11 protein-coding genes and 1 pseudogene are annotated in these 16,262 nt (G+C 70.7%); all 12 read right to left on the bottom strand.

The annotated features are described in order from the left end of the window. Positions 1–58: 58 nt before the first annotated feature. The gene (locus ACFWM7_RS24245) at positions 59–3,160 is read right to left on the bottom strand and encodes a glycoside hydrolase family 3 N-terminal domain-containing protein (RefSeq protein ID WP_383263810.1); all 3,102 of its coding nucleotides are present in this window, start codon (positions 3,158–3,160) and stop codon (positions 59–61) included. 69 nt (positions 3,161–3,229) lie between these two features. Next, a complete protein-coding gene (locus tag ACFWM7_RS24240; RefSeq protein WP_383263807.1) occupies positions 3,230–4,645 on the bottom strand; it encodes a GH1 family beta-glucosidase in 1,416 nt (471 codons plus the stop codon). Positions 4,646–4,677: 32 nt separating this feature from the next. After that, positions 4,678–5,664 (bottom strand): ABC transporter ATP-binding protein, encoded by a 987-nt coding sequence (locus ACFWM7_RS24235; protein WP_383263804.1) that lies wholly within the window; start codon positions 5,662–5,664, stop codon positions 4,678–4,680. Next, positions 5,661–6,665: an ABC transporter permease gene (locus tag ACFWM7_RS24230; RefSeq protein WP_383263801.1), complete on the bottom strand. Its 1,005-nt coding sequence runs from the start codon at positions 6,663–6,665 to the stop codon at positions 5,661–5,663. The genes ACFWM7_RS24235 and ACFWM7_RS24230 overlap by 4 nt, the downstream gene beginning before the upstream one ends. Before the next feature lie 62 nt (positions 6,666–6,727). Then, on the bottom strand, positions 6,728–7,708 hold the full coding sequence (locus tag ACFWM7_RS24225) for an ABC transporter permease (RefSeq protein ID WP_006127810.1): 981 nt from the start codon (positions 7,706–7,708) through the stop codon (positions 6,728–6,730). Beyond that, positions 7,705–8,778, bottom strand: coding sequence for an ABC transporter ATP-binding protein (locus ACFWM7_RS24220; protein ID WP_383263813.1), 1,074 nt, complete (start codon positions 8,776–8,778; stop codon positions 7,705–7,707). The genes ACFWM7_RS24225 and ACFWM7_RS24220 overlap by 4 nt, the downstream gene beginning before the upstream one ends. A 231-nt stretch (positions 8,779–9,009) precedes the next feature. Beyond that, positions 9,010–10,686 (bottom strand): ABC transporter substrate-binding protein, encoded by a 1,677-nt coding sequence (locus tag ACFWM7_RS24215; protein WP_383263798.1) that lies wholly within the window; start codon positions 10,684–10,686, stop codon positions 9,010–9,012. Positions 10,687–10,774: 88 nt separating this feature from the next. Then, the gene (locus ACFWM7_RS24210) at positions 10,775–11,749 is read right to left on the bottom strand and encodes a LacI family DNA-binding transcriptional regulator (protein ID WP_383263795.1); all 975 of its coding nucleotides are present in this window, start codon (positions 11,747–11,749) and stop codon (positions 10,775–10,777) included. 312 nt (positions 11,750–12,061) lie between these two features. Next, on the bottom strand, positions 12,062–13,669 hold the full coding sequence (gene cimA, locus ACFWM7_RS24205; protein ID WP_383263792.1) for a citramalate synthase: 1,608 nt from the start codon (positions 13,667–13,669) through the stop codon (positions 12,062–12,064). A gap of 313 nt (positions 13,670–13,982) precedes the next feature. Further along, positions 13,983–14,600 (bottom strand): TetR/AcrR family transcriptional regulator, encoded by a 618-nt coding sequence (locus ACFWM7_RS24200; RefSeq protein WP_383263790.1) that lies wholly within the window; start codon positions 14,598–14,600, stop codon positions 13,983–13,985. Beyond that, positions 14,597–15,640 carry an agmatine/peptidylarginine deiminase gene (locus ACFWM7_RS24195; protein ID WP_383263787.1) on the bottom strand — a complete coding sequence of 348 codons (1,044 nt, stop codon included), beginning with the start codon at positions 15,638–15,640 and terminating at the stop codon, positions 14,597–14,599. Before ACFWM7_RS24195 ends, ACFWM7_RS24200 begins: the two co-directional genes overlap by 4 nt. Before the next feature lie 90 nt (positions 15,641–15,730). Next, a pseudogene (locus tag ACFWM7_RS24190) lies at positions 15,731–16,262 on the bottom strand (hypothetical protein); the annotation flags it as partial.

Here is a 16,262-nt window from a genome sequence, read left to right as displayed (position 1 = left end):
ACTTAACGCTACTCCAGACGGGCGACGAACGCCGTCGCCCGTCTGGAGGGCCGTATGACTACGCGGCTCGGTAGGCCGTGCGCAGCTTGGCCACCGCGCCCGTCAGGTCACCCTTGAGCAGCAGGTGGTCCGCCTCCGCGAAGGGCTTGGCGACCGCCTGGCCGAACTTCCCGTCGATCTTCTGCTGGACCAGCAGCCTGGCCTGGTCCACGATCGCCTTGCCTGCCGGGGTCTTCCCCAGATGCGCCTTCTCGGCGACCTGGGCGGCGACGGCGAGGGCCGCGAGGGTCAGCTCACCGCCGGCCGGGGGCTTCTTCAGGGTGGTCAGGCCCCAGCCGTAGGGGAACTGCGGGTCGTACGCCGCGTCCCCGACGTTGATCGGGAGCTGCGTCTCCGACTTCGGCCAGGTCACCGGGAGCTGCCCGGTGAAGGCGCGCTTGCCGTAGAGCACGTCGGCCACGCCGTCGCCCTCGGAGCCCGGCAGCCAGGAGGCCACCAGCGCGTTGATCTTCCCGAGCTGGTCGCCGATGAGCTGCGGGCGGCCCGAGACGATGAGGACGGCGCACTCCATGGCCGCGCAGACCTTGTCCACGGCTGCCTGGTCGGCCGCCGTCAGCTCCAGGTCGTGGCCGTTGCCGACGTCCCCGATGCCCTCGGCGTACGGGGTCTCGCCGACGACCACGACACCGACGTCGTAGCCGTCCGTGGCGGCGGAGGCGTCGCGCGAGTACGTGACGGACTCCGGGTTCTTCGCCGCCTTCTTCATGCCCTCCAGGATCGTCGTGCCCGGGGTGGTCTTCCCGGAGGAGCCCTGCCAGCTGATCGTCCAGCCGCCGGCCTGGTTGCCGATGTCGTCGGCGTTGGACCCGGCGACGTACACCTTCTGGCTCGGCTTGAGCGGCAGGACCGCCCCCTCGTTCTTCAGCAGCACCTGCGACTTCGCGGCCGCCTCACGGGCCACCGCGCGGTGTTCGGCCGAGCCGACCTTGTCGAGGTGGGTGGTGTCCGCGTACGGCTTCTCGAAGAGGCCGAGGCGGAACTTCTGGGTGAGGATGCGGGCGACCGCGTCGTCGATCCGGGCCTCGCTGATGCGGCCAGCGGTGACCTCGTCCTTCAGGGTCTTGGTGAAGTCCTGGTACGCGGTCGGGACCATGATCATGTCGAGTCCGGCGTTGACGGACGTGCGGACGTCGCTCGGGTAGTCGCCGGGGATCTGGTCGATGGCCTGCCAGTCGCTGATGACGAAGCCCTCGAAGCCCATCCGGTCCTTGAGGACGCCGTTGATCATCTCGGCGTTGGCGTGCATCTTCACCGGGCCCTGGTCGTCGCCCAGGATGTCGAGGGAGGAGTAGGACGGCATGATCGTGCCGACACCCCGCTTCACCGACTCCTCGAACGGCGAGAGGTGCACTGCCTCCAGCTCCTGGCGGGTGACCTTGGTGATGCCCTGGTCGATCGTGTACGAGCCGGTGGTGGCGGAGCCGTACTCGGTGCCGCCGTCGCCGACGAAGTGCTTCGCGCTGCCGAGGACCTTGTCGTTGCGGTGCAGGTCCTTGCCGGACGGGCTGCCCTGCATGCCCTGGATGACCGTCTCCATGGCCTCGACGAGGGCCGGGTCCTCGCCGAACGCCTCGTAGCTGCGACCCCAGCGCTCGTCGCGGGTGACACAGACGCAAGGAGCGAAGTCCCACGGGACGCCGGTGGAGCGGACTTCCTTCGCGGTGATCGCGCCGGTCCTCTCGGCGCTCTTCGGGTCGCGGCCCGCGCCGATGCCGATGTTGTGCGGCATGATCGTCGCGCCCACGACGTTGTTGTGGCCGTGCACCGCGTCCACGCCGTAGATCAGCGGGATCTGGAAACGGGTTGCCTGGGCGCGCAGTTGGTAGGCGTCGACCATTTTCGCCCAGGCCGCCGCCGTGTTCGGGGTGGGGACCGAGCCGCCGCCGGAGAGCAGCGAGCCGAGGTCGTAGGCGGCGATGTCACCGGGGGCGCGGAGCGCGTTGCGCTCGGCCTGGGTCATCTGGCCGGCCTTCTCGGCGAGCGAGAGGCGTCCCAGCAGGTCCGCCACCCGCTGCTTCACGGGCAGCTTGGCGTTCTGGTACGGGAGTCCGTGGGCGTCGATGACGACCTGCGGGTTCTCCCGGGGGGCCTTCGCGCCGGTGACGGTCAGCTCCAGCGGGATCGTCTTCGCCTCGGCGGGCTTGGACGCCTTCGCCGTGCGGACGGTGACCTTGTGGGTGGTGCCGGAGGCCGTGCCCGCAGGGAAGGTGTGGCTGCCGGTGACGGGGGTGTAGTCCTTCCCGGCCTCCGCCGTGCCGCCCTCGGTGGCGTACGCAATGGTCACTGGCTCCTCGGTGGGGACGGAGCCGGTGGTGGCGACGGAGAGCGTCAGCTCCGCGCTCGCACCGTTCTTCACCGGGCGTACGGCCGTGTCGGTGACCACGCTCGCGGTGAGCGCCGGGTCCGCCTTGCCGTACAGCTCGACGGCGTCCATCGCGAACTCGCCGGGCGCGCCGCCGGGCAGGGTGACGGCGTAGCCCCACATCTCGTTCAGGCCGAGCACCTGGTCGATGCCGCCGACGGGCTGGTAGTCGGCCCGGTAGACGAAGTCCGCGAACGGGATCTCGACGAGGTGCCAGCCCTCCCAGTCGTCGGTGAACGAGGTGGTCCACAGCTCGGACGCGCCGCCGTTCGCGCCGCCGTCCTTGATCTCGAAGTTGATCCGCTTGCCCGAACCGGGCGGCAGGGGCGCGGTGTTCTGGCCGTACCACCAGAAGCGGATGCCCTGGTGGGCGGTCCAGCTCTGCGGCGGGGTGTCCACGGCGAACTCGTGACTGAACCCGCCGTACGCGCTGATGTCGTAGGAGCCTTCGAGGACCTGCTCGCCCTCGGGGGCGTCCGCGCGTTCGGCCAGCTTGAGCTGCGGGTGGTCGTCCGCGTCGCCGCCCCAGGTGAAGATGGCGTCGGCGGGCGGGTTGTTGCCGAGCGGCACCTCGCCCTCGAAGCGGTCGACGAGGACGGGGGCGGGTTCGTCGGCGGCTGCGGCGGGGCCGGTGGCCGATCCGGCGAGCAGGGTGGCCAGGACGGCCGCGGCGGCGAAAGCGGCCGTCGCGGGTCTGCTTCTGCCCTTGCGGGGGCGGGCGTACGGAATGCGGGACATTTTTGGGAGCGCTCTCTTTCTGGGGTCGCGGGTGTCCGAACGTCGTTACGGATCAGAGGGGTTGGTGCGCTACGCGGTGTCGGCGGCGCGGGTGAGGCGAATCGTGTCGCGGTACCACTTCGCGCTGTCCTTGAGCGTGCGGACCTGGGTGCCGTAGTCGACGCGGACGATGCCGAACCGTTTCGCGTAGCCGTACGCCCACTCGAAGTTGTCCATCAGCGACCAGGCGAAGTAGCCCCGGACGTCGGCCCCTTGGGCGCGGGCGGCGACGACGGCGTCGATGTGGTCGGCGAGGTAGGCCGTGCGGTCGGCGTCGGGGACGGAGCCGTCGGCGGCGACGGTGTCGTCGAAGGCCGCGCCGTTCTCCGTGACAACGGTCGGCAGCCCGTAGTCGCGCTCCAACCGCACCAGCAGATCGGTGAGTTCGGTCGGGGTGATCTCCCAGTCCATCGCGGTGCGCGGCAGGTCGCGGTCCACTACACGGGTGACGGGCAGCCCATCGGCGTCGGTGGTCGAGCCGTCCTCGGTGACGCCGGAGAACTGCATGCCCCGGTAGAAGTTGACGCCGAGGACGTCGAGCGGGGCGGCGATGGCGGCCAGGTCGCCTTCCCGGACCGGGAGTTCGATGCGCTGGGCGGCCAGGTCCACGACGATGTCCTGCGGGTAGCGGCCGTGGACGAGCGGGTCGAGATAGAGCCGGGCGCCCATGCCATCGGCGCGGCGGGCTGCCTCCTGGTCGGCCTCGCTGTCGGTCTCGGGGGTTGCGGTGCCGAGGTTGAGGGTGATGCCCAGCTCCAGCGGGTTGCCCCCGGCCGCGCCCCGCAGGGCACCGGCGGCGAGGCCGTGGCCCAGGAGCAGGTGGTGGACGGCGGCCATGGCGTCGCCCGGGTCGCGGCGGCCCGGGGCGTGCACCCCGTGGGCGTAACCGAGCATCGCCGAGCACCAGGGCTCGTTCAGCGTGGTCCAGTGCTCGACCCGGTCGCCGAGGGCCTCGTACGCGAGGGAGGCGTACTCCGCGAAGCGCAGGGCGGTGTCGCGTGCGGGCCAGCCGCCCGCGTCCTCCAGCTCCTGCGGCAGGTCCCAGTGGTACAGGGTGATCCAAGGGGTGACCCCGCGCCCCCGGAGCTCGTCGATCAGCCGCTTGTAGAAGTCCAGCCCCTTCCTGTTGGCCGGGCCCCGGCCGCCCGGCTGGATGCGGGGCCAGGCGAGCGAGAAGCGGTACGTGTCGACGCCGAGGCCCGCGATCAGCTCCACGTCCTCGGGCATCCGGTGGTAGTGGTCGCAGGCCACGTCGCCGTGCTCGCCGCCCTCCACCGCGCCCGGCACCCGGCAGAAGGTGTCCCAGATGGACGGCGTGCGGCCGTCCTCGGTGGCCGCACCCTCTATCTGGTACGAGGAGGTGGCGACCCCCCAGCGGAAGCCGGCCGGGAGTCCGCGTACCGGGGCCGGAGAGAGGATTCGCTGAGGAGTGGTGGCGAGGTTCATGGGTCTCCGTACGTAGGAGGGGAGGGGCCCGGTCAGGTGTGCAGATGGCAGGCGACCGCGCGGCCGGGTCCGTCGATGGGCGGGGCCAGTACCGGGACCTGCCCGGCGCACGGCGCGAAGGCCTTGCCGCAGCGCGGGTGGAAGGCGCATCCGGTGGGCATCGCGGAGAGGTGCGGCGGGGAGCCGGGGATGCCGGTCAGTTCGCGGCGCGGGCCGTGGAGTGCGGGGAAGGAGTGCAGGAGCCCGTCGCTGTAGGGGTGGCGGGGGTCGCGGTAGATCTCCGCCGCGCCCGCCTGCTCCACGATGCGGCCCCCGTACATGATCGCGATCCGGTCCGAGAATTCGATCAGCAGGGAGATGTCGTGGGTGATGAACACGACCGAGAAGTTCAGCTGTTCCCTCAACTGGACGAGCCGTCGCAGGATCTGCCGTTGCATGACGACGTCGAGCGCGGTGGTCGGCTCGTCCATGATGACGATCTCGGGTTCCAGGGCGAGCGCCATCGCGATCATCACGCGCTGGCGCATCCCGCCGGAGAGCTGGTGCGGGTAGGCGGCGAGCCGGTCGGCGGAGATGCCGACAAGGCTGAGCAACTCCTCGGCTCTTGCCGTGCGTTGGCGCTTCTTCAGCTCGGGGCGGTGGGCGGCGAGGACGTCGGTGAGCTGGCTGTGGACGGTGTGCACCGGGTTGAGGGAGTTCATCGCCCCCTGGAAGACGATGGACAGCTCCTGCCAGCGGAAGGCGCGCAACTGGTCCGGGGCGAGGGAGAGGATGTCGACGCGGTCGCCACCGGGCCGGTGGTAGTGGACCTCTCCCCCGGTGATGACGCCGGGCGGGGACAGCAGCCGGGTCACCGCGTAGGCGAGCGTCGACTTCCCGGAGCCCGACTCCCCTGCGAGGCCCAGGACTTCACCCCGGCGCAGGGTGAGGTCGATGTCGCGCAGGGCGTGGACGGCGTGCGCGTCGGTGCCGTAGTCGACGTTGAGTCCGCTGACGGTCAGGACCGGCTCGGCGCTCATGGGCGCGGCTCCTTGCTGCTGTGCTCGCGGGGTCCGTCGCCGGTGGACTTCCGGGCCACGGGGGTGAAGCCGACGCGCATCTTCACCTTCCGGGAGGATCCGGTGGCGGTGCGCAGGCGGGGGTTGACGAACTCGTCGATGCCGAAGTTGATGAGGGCCAGCGCGGTGCCCAGCAGGGCGATGCACAGGCCGGCGGGGACGAACCACCACCAGGCTCCCTGGGCGAGGGCCTGGTTGGACTGGGCCCAGAAGAGGACCGTGCCCCAGTTCCAGTGGGAGATGTCGGCGACGCCGATGAAGGCGAGGGTGATCTCGGTGAGGACGGCGAAGATGACCGTGCCGACGAAGCCGGAGGCGATGACGGCGGTGAGGTTCGGCAGGATCTCGAAGAGGATGATGCGCGGGGTCGACTCGCCCGTGGCGCGGGCGGCCTCCACGTAGTCGCGGCGGCGCAGCGACAGGGTCTGGGCGCGCAGGATCCTCGATCCCCAGGCCCAGGAGGTCAGGGCGATGGCGACGGCGATGACGATGTCACCGGTGTCGGGGACGAAGCTGGCGACGATGATGATCAGCGGGAGTCCGGGCAGCACCAGGAAGATGTTGGAGAGCGCGGAGAGGATCTCGTCGACGGCTCCGCCGAGGAATCCGGCGGTGACCCCGATCAGGACGGACAGGGCGGTCGCGATGAGGGCGGCCAGCAGTCCGACGACGAGGACGCCGCGCGTGCCGACGAGGATCTGCGAGAAGACGTCCTGCCCGGTGTGCGTGGTGCCGAACCAGTGGTCGCCGGAGGGCGGTTGGAGCAGTTGGTCGCTCATGGCGTCGGGGTCGTACGGGGCGAGCCACGGTCCGGCGACGGCCAGCAGGACGAAGAACGCCAGCAGGATCAGGCCGGTGCGGGTCTTCCCGCCGCGCAGGAACCGGAGCCGGGCCCGGCGGGTGGGGGCCGTGGGCGGGGGCGCGCCGTCCAGGACGGCGACGTCGGTGGCGGTGATGGACATGGGGCCTCAGGCCTTCCGGATACGGGGTCGGGCGGCGCGGACGCGGGTGCTGGGCACGGGGCTTACGCCTCCTTCCGGGTACGGGGGTCGAGGGCGGCGTAGACGAGGTCGGCGAGCAGGTTCGCGGCGAGGACGGAGAGCGTGATGATGAGGAAGACGCCCTGCATCAGGGGGTAGTCCTTGGCTCCGACCGCCTGGAGCAGCTGGAAGCCGATGCCCGGGTAGGTGAAGACCATCTCGACGAGCAGGGTGCCGCCGACGATGAAGCCGAGGGAGAGGGCGAAGCCGGAGATGTTGGGGAGGACCGCGTTGCGGGCGGCGTAGCCGAACATCACCCGCCGCTCGGACAGGCCCTTGGCCTGCGCGACCATCACGTAGTCCTCGGAGGAGACGGTGACCATCATGTTCCGCATCCCGAGGATCCAGCCGGCCACCGCGCTGAGGACGATCGTCACGCCGGGCAGGACCGCGTGGTAGAGGGCGCTGGAGATGAACGGCCAGTCGAAGGCGGGGACGAGGGCGTTGTCGTAACCGCCGGAGTTGGGGAACAGCGACCACTTCTCGGCGAACACGGCGATGGCGACGAGACCCAGCCAGAAGTACGGGATGGAGGAGATGAAGGTGGTGACCGGCAGCAGCCCGTCCAGCCAGGAGCCGCGCTTCCAGCCGCTGTAGACGCCGATGCCGGTGCCGAGGACGAAGCTGATGAGCGTGGTCGTCCCGACCAGGGCCAGCGTCCAGGGCAGGGACTGGCCGATGACCTCGCTGACCGGGGTGGGGAAGAAGGTGAAGGAGAGGCCGAGGTCGCCGTCGAGGAGGTGGGCCCAGTAGTCGGTGTACTGCTGCCACATCGACTGCTGCTCGTCGAGGCCGAACAGGGCCTTGAGCGAGTCGATGGCCTTGGTGTCGAGCTGCCCCTGGTAGCGGCTGAGGAGGGCCTGGATCGGGTCGCCCGGCATGAGCCGGGGGATGAGGAAGTTGATGGTGATCGCGGCCCACGCGGTGACGGCGTAGAAGGCGAGGCGCTGGAGCAGGTACTTCACCGGGTGGCCTCCTTCGCGGTATGGGGGCCCGGGACCGGGCGGCCCGCCGCCGTGCCGCCTGCGTCCGTGGGGTGCGCCGCGGCTCCCTCGTACAGCCAGCAGGCCGCCCACTGGCCCTCCGGCAGGTCGAAGCGCGGCGGCAGTTCGGTGCGGCAGCGCTCCATCGCCTGCGGGCAGCGGGGGTGGAAGCGGCAGCCGGCGGGCGGGGTGATCAGGGAGGGCGGTTCGCCGGTGCCGGTCTCCTCCTGGTCCTCCTCGTCGACGATCCGGTCCGGGTCGGGCGCGGAGGCGATGAGGAGCTGGGTGTAGGGGTGGGCGGGGTGCTGGGTGACGCGTTCGCTGTCACCGCCCTCGACGATCCGGCCCGCGTACATGACGAGGGTGGTGTCGGCGAAGTAGCGGGCGGAGGCGATGTCGTGGGTGATGTAGAGGATCGCCAGGTGGAGGCGTTCCTTGAGGTCGCGGAGCAGGTTGAGGACGCCGAGCCGGATCGACACGTCGAGCATCGAGACGGGTTCGTCGGCGAGGAGGACCTGCGGGTCGGCGCCGAGCGCCCGGGCGATGGCGACGCGCTGGCGCTGCCCGCCGGAGAGCTCGTGCGGGAACTTGTCGAGGAACTGCTGGGGCGGGGTCAGCTGGACCCGGTTCAGGAGGGCGGCCAGGTTCTCCTCCAGCTCCGCCTCCCCGCTGCCCGCCCGGCCGTGGATCTTCAGGGCGCGGGTCAGGTGGTAGCGCACGGTGTGCACCGGGTTCAGCGAGGCGAAGGGGTCCTGGAAGATCAGCTGGACCCGGCGGACGTAACGGCGGAAGGACCGGCCGCGACCAGCCACCACCGGCGTGCCGCCCAGCCGTATCTCGCCCGAGGTGAGCGGATAGAGCTGGGCGAGCAGGCGGGCGACGGTGGACTTGCCCGAGCCGGACTCCCCCACCAGAGCCGTGACGGTACCGCGTCTCAGCCGGAGCGAGACGTCGTCGACGGCGTGGACGCTGCGGCGCTCGCGGGCGAACAGGTCGCGGGCGGTGCGGCGCAGGGGAAAGTGTTTGGTGACGCCGCGCGCTTCGAGCACCACTTCGGTGCCGGTGGGCGCGGGCTCGGAGCCGGACCGCACCCGCTCGGTGCCGGTGGGCGCGGGCTCGGAGCCGGTCCGCACCCGCTCGGAGCCGGTCCGCACCCGCTCGGTGCCGGTGGGCGCGGGCTCGGAGCCGGTCCGCACGGTCTCGGAGCCGGTCCGTGCGTGCTCGGGCTGATCACTGGTCATGGCCGGTTTCCCGTCTTCTTCCCGTCCGGTCTTTCCCCGTGCCTACTTGGTGGAGGGCTTGAGGTTGAGCACGATCTCCAGCGCGGTCCGCTGGGTGTGCTGCGGCGGGGCGTACGGGTTGGCCTCGGTGGGCCAGCCGATCCAGTTCTTCGTCGAGTATTCGGCCCCGATGGGCGCGGCGGCCGTCGGGATCATGGGGGCCTGCTCGACGAAGATCTTCTGGAGGGTGTTGAGGGCCTTGGTGCGGGCGGCGTCGCCTGTGGCGCCCGCGTACTCCTTGAGCGCGGCCGTCGCCTCGGGGTTCTTGAAGCGGCCGAAGTTGCCCGCCTGGGAGCTCTTGCCGATGGGCTGGACGATCGCCCCGTCCATGATGTTCTGGTACATGTCGTACGGGGTGGCGCCGCTGTTGGTCCAGTGCAGAGTGGCGTCGAAGTTGCCGTTGGCCACGTCGGTGCCCCAGGCCTCGGCGGTCTGGGTCTTGACCTTGGCCTCGATGCCGATCTCCTTGATGTTGTCCTTGATGATCGCGAGCCCGGTGATGTAGTCGTTCCACCCGGCCGGGTCGGTGAGGGTGAGCGTCACCGGCTTGCCGCTGGGGTCCTTGAGGACGCCGCCGCTGAGCTTGAACCCGGCCTCGGCGAGCAGCTTCTTGGCCCCGGCGACATCGGGCTTGGTGGTGGCGTCCTCGTACTCGGGGGCGAGGAAGGGCTCACCGGCGGGGAGCGGGATGCCGGTGGGGTTGGTGATCTCGGGGTAGAGCGTGGCCTGGGCCTGGATGTGGATGGCCTTGCGGTCGACGACCATCGCCATCGCCCGGCGCAGGGCCGGGTTGTCGAAAGGCTTGCGGGCGGTGTTGAACCACAGTCCGTGCACGCCGAGGCCGGAGGGGAACCAGAGGTGGTGGTTCTTGGGGTCCTTGTCGATGAACAGCTGCTTGTGGTTCGGCATGAAGACGAAGGACCACTCCATCTTGCCGGTGGCCAGGGCGGTGGTGGCGGCGCTGTTGTCGTTGTAGGCGGTGTAGCGCAGCTCCTTGACCTTGGTCTCGCCGTTCCAGTAGGTCGGCGTGGCGGTCAGGGTGGTGGTCTGCGGGGTGAACGTCTTGAGCTTGTACGGTCCGGAGCCGACCGGGGTGCGGTTGGGCCAGGTCTCCGGGTTGTCGACCTTCTCCCAGATGTGCTTGGGCACGATGAAGGTCTGGATGATCTTGTTCTGGTTGACGAACTGGCTCTCCTCGAAGGTCAGCACGACCTGCTTGCCCTTGACGGCGACCCCGTCGAAGGGAACCCCGTCGCCGTTGAGGGCCGGGTGCTTCTTGAGCAGGTTGAAGGTGAACTCCACGTCGGCGGCGGTCAGGGGCTTGCCGTCGGCCCACTTGGCCCGCTCGTCCAGGGTGAAGGTGACCTTGGTGAAGTTGTCCTCCCAGGCCCACTCGGTGGCGAGCCAGGGGTCGGCCTTCTCGGTGGGCCTGATCATGTTCGTCATCGCGAGCGGCTCGTAGATCATGTGACGGTAGCCGAGGACCGCTCCGGCCGAGGTCGTGAGGAACGGGTTGCTGTTGTTCGTCTGCGGCCCGTCCGGCTTGCCCAGGGTCAGTACGCCGGCGGCCCCGCCGCCCTTGTTGGCACCCGAGTTGGCGTTCGAGCAACCGGCGGCGAGCGCCACCACGACGGTGGCGGCGGCGACCGCTCTGAGGGTGGTGCGACGGCGTACGGACATGGCGACTCCAGGAAGGGGCTGCCGGGTCTGGGAGATCCCGGCGGGCGGAAGGGTGCGAGGGCGGGGCGCGGCCGGGCGGCCGGGTCCGTCACGGCGCCGAGCGGCGCACGACCAGTTCGGTGGGCAGCACGGCCGGTCCGTCGGGTACGGGCGTGCCGCCGAGGTGGGAGAGCAGCATCCGGGCCGCCGTCTCGCCCATGCGGCGCGTGGGCTGGCGCACGGTGGTCAGCGGCGGTTCGGTGTGTTCGGCCATCGGGATGTCGTCGAAGCCGACGACGGCGATGTCGTCCGGCACGCGGCGACCGGCGGCCCGCAGGGCGCGGAGCACGCCCGCGGCGCTGATGTCGTTGTGCGCGAAGACGGAGTCGAACGCGACGCCGCGGGCGAGGAGTTCCTCGACGGCGAGCCGGCCGCCGCGTTCGGTGAAGTCCCCCTCGACGACGAGATCGGTGGGCAGCACCGAGCGGAATCCGTCGCGCCGGTCCCGTACGCAGCCGAAGTGCTGGGGGCCGGTCAGGATGAGGGGCCGGGTGCGTCCGGCGGCCAGCAGGTGGCGGGCCGCGGACGCGCCTCCCTCGTGGTTGGTGGTCACGACGGAGGGGAATTCGGGGTGGTGGCCGCGGTCGTCGATGAGCACGATCGGCAGGCCGTCGTGGTGCAGTGCGGTGAGGTGGCCGAGGGTGTTCTCCGGCTCCACGACGACGAGCCCGTCGAAGGCGCGCGCGGACACCTGGCTGGTGAAGCGCTGGACGGACTCGGCCCCGCGGTTGCAGGTGAACAGCAGCAGCCCGTGGTCGGCGGCCTCGACGGTGTCGACGACGCCCTGGAGCAGTTCGCCCATCCACGGCCAGGTCAGCGAGGGCACGAGCATGCCGACCGTACGGCTGGAACCGCGGGCGAGACCGACGGCTCCGGAGCTGGGTACGTAACCGAGTTGTGCGATCACTTCACGAACACGGGCGGCCGTGGAGCGGTCCACCTCCCCCTTGGTGTTGATGACCCGCGACACGGTCGTCTTGCTGACGCCGGCCTCGCGGGCGACATCGGCGATGGTGACGCGCATCGGGGCCTCCAGGGGCCGTACGGGGCGGACGAGGGCAGGCGGGGGTAGGGCGGGGGCGTGCAAGGGGGGAGGTGCTTAGGTACCGGTTCCGGAACCGGTACCGGCGTTGCGGCGTGAGTTAACCGCGCCGCAACAGGGCCGTCAATACTTCACGTCGAGATTGAACGGGTCTCATCTGCCGGGTGGGCAGGCGCTGTTGCGCGTTCACTTCTTGAACGGCTCGGGGTTGCGGCTGGAACACGAAGGAGCCGCCGCCCGATGACGGGCGGCGGCTCTCGTACGAAGGGGTTTCGGCGGGGCTGCTCGGTGGGGCTACTCGGTGGGCTCGACGCCCGCGCGCAGCAGTCCGTAGGTGTACGCGTCCTCCAGCGCCTGCCAGGAGGCGGCGATGACGTTCTCGGCGACCCCCACGGTCGCCCAGTCGGCGGTGCCGTCGCCGGTGGTGATGAGCACCCGGGTGGTGGACTCGGTGCCGGTGCGGCCCTCCAGGATGCGGACCTTGTAGTCGACCAGCTCCAGCTTGGCGAGCTGCGGGTAGATCCGCTCCAGGGCGACGCGCAGCGCCCGGTCCAGCGCGTTGACCGGGCCGTTGCCCTCGGCGGTCGCGACGATCCGCTCGCCCTTGGACCAGAGCTTCACGGTGGCCTCGTTGGCGTGGGTGCCGTCGGGGCGGTCCTCGACGATCGCCCGCCAGGACTCCGTACGGAAGTAGCGCCGGGCCCGGCCCTCGACCTCGCCGCGCAGCAGCAGTTCGAAGGAGGCGTCGGCGGCCTCGTAGGTGTAGCCCTGGAGTTCGCGTTCCTTGACCCGCTCGACGACCCGGCCGACCAGGGCGCGGTCGTCGCCGAGGTCGATGCCGAGCTCCTTGCCCTTCAGCTCGATGGAGGCACGGCCCGCCATGTCGGAGACCAGCATCCGCATGGTGTTGCCGACCAGCTCGGGGTCGATGTGCTGGTACAGGTCGGGGTCGACCTTGATCGCGGAGGCGTGCAGCCCGGCCTTGTGGGCGAAGGCCGAGACGCCCACGTACGGCTGGTGGGTGGAGGGGGTGAGGTTGACGACCTCGGCGATGGCGTGCGAGATGCGGGTCATCTCGGCGAGTGCGCCCTCGGGCAGCACCTTCATGCCGTACTTGAGTTCCAGGGCGGCGACGACGGGGAAGAGGTTGGCGTTGCCGACCCGCTCGCCGTAGCCGTTGGCCGTGCACTGGACGTGGGTGGCGCCGGCGTCGACGGCGGCCAGGGTGTTGGCGACGGCGCAGCCGGTGTCGTCCTGGGCGTGGATGCCGAGGCGGGCGCCGGTGTCGGCGATGACGGTGGCGACGACGGCCTGGACCTGGGCGGGGAGCATGCCGCCGTTGGTGTCGCAGAGGATGACGACCTCGGCGCCCGCCTCGTACGCGGTACGCACCACGGCCTTGGCGTACTCGGCGTTGGCGCGGTAGCCGTCGAAGAAGTGCTCGCAGTCCACGAAGACTCTGCGGCCCTGTTCGCGCAGGTGGGAGACGGTGTCGCGGACCATCTCCAGGTTCTCGTCCAGGGTGGTGCGCAAGGCCAGTTCCACATGGCGGTCGTGCGCCTTGGCCACGAGCGTGACCACCGGGGCGCCGGAGTTCAGGAGCGCCTGCACCTGGGGGTCCTCGGCCGCGCTGCCGCCGGCCCTGCGGGTCGCGCCGAACGCCACGAGCTGGGCGTTCTCGAACGTGATCTCCTGCTGGGCCCGGGCGAAGAACTCGGTGTCGCGGGGGTTGGCCCCCGGCCAGCCGCCCTCGATGTAGCCGACCCCGAAGGTGTCCAGATGACGGGCGATGGTCAGCTTGTCGGCGACCGTCAGGTTGATGCCCTCACGCTGAGCACCGTCGCGCAGTGTGGTGTCGAAGACATGGAAACTGTCGTCGGTGGCGTTGGCCTTGGTGGTCATGCTGATCTGACTCCTGTCGGATGAGTGGATCCGGACGATCGGCTTCCACTTGCCCCCATCATCTCGCGCGCTCCGCCTCGGCCCGGGTGCGGGCCGGAAAACGAAAAAACCCCTCGCGGGTGCGAGAGGTCTGCGCGCGGGTCTGGGGCACGATGGCCGCGCCGTACGTGGTGGTACGGGACGGTCACTGCGGACCGGCGCGCCTGCTGCCAATAATCATGACGAACGAGGACACGGCAGCAGTCTGGCACAGCGCGGGCCGCCTGACGGCGGTGTCTCAGGATGCGGTCGTGACGCTGGTCGCACCGCGCTCTCAGGATCCCGGCGTCAACGTCTCGTCCAGGAACTCAGCCGCCTGGGCGACCACCTGTTCCCGCCCCGTCCCCGGGATCCCGACCGTGACGTGGATGCTGAACCCGTCGAGCAGCGCCCGCAGCCGGGCGGCGTAGCGGTCGGCGTCCACCGGCCGGAACGCGCCGCGCGAGATCCCCTCGGCGAGCAGCGCCACCAGGTCGCGGTGCCAGGCCCCCTCGATGGCGGCCTGCCGGGCACGGGCGTCGTCGTCGGCGTTCTGCGAGCGGCCCCAGACCTCCAGCCAGAGCGTCCAGTGGGGGTCGCGGTGCCCGGCGGGCAGGTAGAGGCGGATGTAGGCCTCCAGCCGTTCGCGGGCGGACCCGGCACCGGGCTCGGCGAGGAGGGCACGCCGCTCGGCCCCGAGGCGGTCCTCGCTCCACTCCAGGGTCTGGAGCAGCAGTTCGTCCTTGGTGCGGAAGTAGTAGAGCAGGTGCCCGCTGCTCATCCCGACCTCCCGCCCGAGCCCGGCCATGGTGAGCCCGTCGAGCCCGCGCTCGGCGATGGTGGCCATGGCGGCGGCGAGGACGTCGTCGCGGGGCGGGGCGGGGTGGTGGGTGCGGCGGGGGGCGGGGGTCATGGGTTCGCTCGTACCTTCGGCTGCTGCTGGGTGATGCAGTGGATGCCTCCACCGCCGGCGAAGATCGTACGGGCGTCGACGAGGGTCACCGTACGGTCCGGGAAGAGCCCCCGGAAGATCGCCGCGGCCTCCTCGTCGCGCGGGTCGTCGAAGGCGCAGAGGACCACGCCGTCGTTGCAGAGGTAGTGGTTGATGTAGGAGTAGTCGACCCACTCGCCGTCCTCGTCGCGCAGCACGGTGGGCGCGGGCACCTCGATGACCTCCAGGGGGCGGCCCTTGGCGTCCGTGGCGGCACGCAGGACGGCCAGCAGCTCCCGGCTCACCTCGTGGTCGGGGTGGGCCGGGTCGGGCTGGACGTGGGCGAGGACGGTGCCAGGGCGGGCGAAGGCGGCGACGATGTCGACATGGCCGAGCGTGCCGTACGTCCCGTAGTCGCCGGTCAGTCCCCGCGGCAGCCAGATGGCCTTCTCGGTGCCGAGGCGGGCGTGGATCTCCGCCTCGACCTGCTCCTTGCTCCAGCCGGGGTTGCGCTCCTTACCGAGCTGGACGGTCTCGGTGAGCAGAACCGTGCCCTCGCCGTCCACGTGGATCGCGCCGCCCTCGTTGACGAGCGGGGAGCTGTGCGCGGAGATCCCGGCCAGCTCGGCGACGGCCCGGGCGATGTGCTGGTCGCGCTCCCAGCGGGCCCAGCCCTGGGCGCCCCAGCCGTTGAACGTCCAGTCGACGGCGGCGAGGGTGCGGCCGTCGGTGACGAAGGTGGGCCCGATGTCCCGCATCCAGGCGTCGTCGAGCGGCCGCACGACCAGCTCCACGCCGGGCCCGAGCAGCGCGGCGGCCCCGTCCTCCTGACCGGGCCCGACGACCACGGTGACCGGCTCGAAGCGACGTACGGCCCGGGCGACGGCGGCCCAGGCGCGGCGGGCCTCGTCCAGCTCGGCGTCGGAGGCGAAGGTGGGGTTGGGCCCCGGCCAGGCCATCCAGGTGCGCTCGTGCGGGGCCCACTCGGGGGGCATGCGGAAGGGGGTGGGGGTGGCGGGCATGGGGACTCCTGGTCGGGGAAGCTTAGATTGCCACTCTAACTGGAGCGCATGACAGGGCAGCATCTCTGCGAGGATTTTTTGAGTGAAGCTCTAACCCGAGGGGCGGCGTGGTCGCTCGTCCAGCCGAGGTTGGTGTAGAAGCAGGTGCCGTCGGGAAATCGCGACAGGATCACGTCGGCCCGGCGTTCGTTCCCACCCCGGCCGGCGATCATCCCAGCTCGGAGACTTCGAGAGATCCAGGCGGGGTGTGCCGGCTCCGAGCAGGACGAGAAGCGACCTCACGGAAGAGCGAGGAATCTCCCCCACGCGCCTGCTGTAGCTTTCCGCATCCGCAGGCGTGGAGGGCGCCTCCAGCCAAGGGAACAGCGGATCCTCCCGGCGCTCGTCCTCCCCCTCGTCGGGGTCGATGGATTCCCAGCCCCGCGGATCCCGGGTCTCCAGCCGCATGATCGCCCCCACATCGAGCCACCGTTCCTCGTGCTCGCGTGGAGCGACACCGACGAACGTGACGAGCCAGTCGTACAGCTTGAGCGCGTCCGACCACTTCGCCGCGTCGAGTCGACCTGCTTCCATGATTCGCTCCTTATACGTACCGGCCCCCGCCCAGATGCGGGCGGGGGCC

The sequence above is a fragment of the Streptomyces sp. NPDC058375 genome, assembly GCF_042723425.1.
Taxonomy (GTDB): Bacteria; Actinomycetota; Actinomycetes; order Streptomycetales; family Streptomycetaceae; genus Streptomyces; species Streptomyces durocortorensis.
Note: the sequence above shows the minus strand (reverse complement) of the source record. Positions and strands in the feature narration are given on the sequence as shown.

Bases quoted from the DNA above. Each gene is read 5' to 3' on its own strand.
- ACFWM7_RS24230 (WP_383263801.1), bottom strand. From the start codon at position 6,665: ATGTCCATCACCGCCACCGACGTCGCCGTCCTGGACGGCGCGCCCCCG.
- ACFWM7_RS24200 (WP_383263790.1), bottom strand. From the start codon at position 14,600: ATGACCCCCGCCCCCCGCCGCACCCACCACCCCGCCCCGCCCCGCGAC.
- ACFWM7_RS24195 (WP_383263787.1), bottom strand. From the start codon at position 15,640: ATGCCCGCCACCCCCACCCCCTTCCGCATGCCCCCCGAGTGGGCCCCG.
- ACFWM7_RS24240 (WP_383263807.1), bottom strand. From the start codon at position 4,645: ATGAACCTCGCCACCACTCCTCAGCGAATCCTCTCTCCGGCCCCGGTA.
- ACFWM7_RS24210 (WP_383263795.1), bottom strand. From the start codon at position 11,749: ATGCGCGTCACCATCGCCGATGTCGCCCGCGAGGCCGGCGTCAGCAAG.
- cimA (WP_383263792.1), bottom strand. From the start codon at position 13,669: ATGACCACCAAGGCCAACGCCACCGACGACAGTTTCCATGTCTTCGAC.
- ACFWM7_RS24215 (WP_383263798.1), bottom strand. From the start codon at position 10,686: ATGTCCGTACGCCGTCGCACCACCCTCAGAGCGGTCGCCGCCGCCACC.
- ACFWM7_RS24235 (WP_383263804.1), bottom strand. From the start codon at position 5,664: ATGAGCGCCGAGCCGGTCCTGACCGTCAGCGGACTCAACGTCGACTAC.
- ACFWM7_RS24245 (WP_383263810.1), bottom strand. From the start codon at position 3,160: ATGTCCCGCATTCCGTACGCCCGCCCCCGCAAGGGCAGAAGCAGACCC.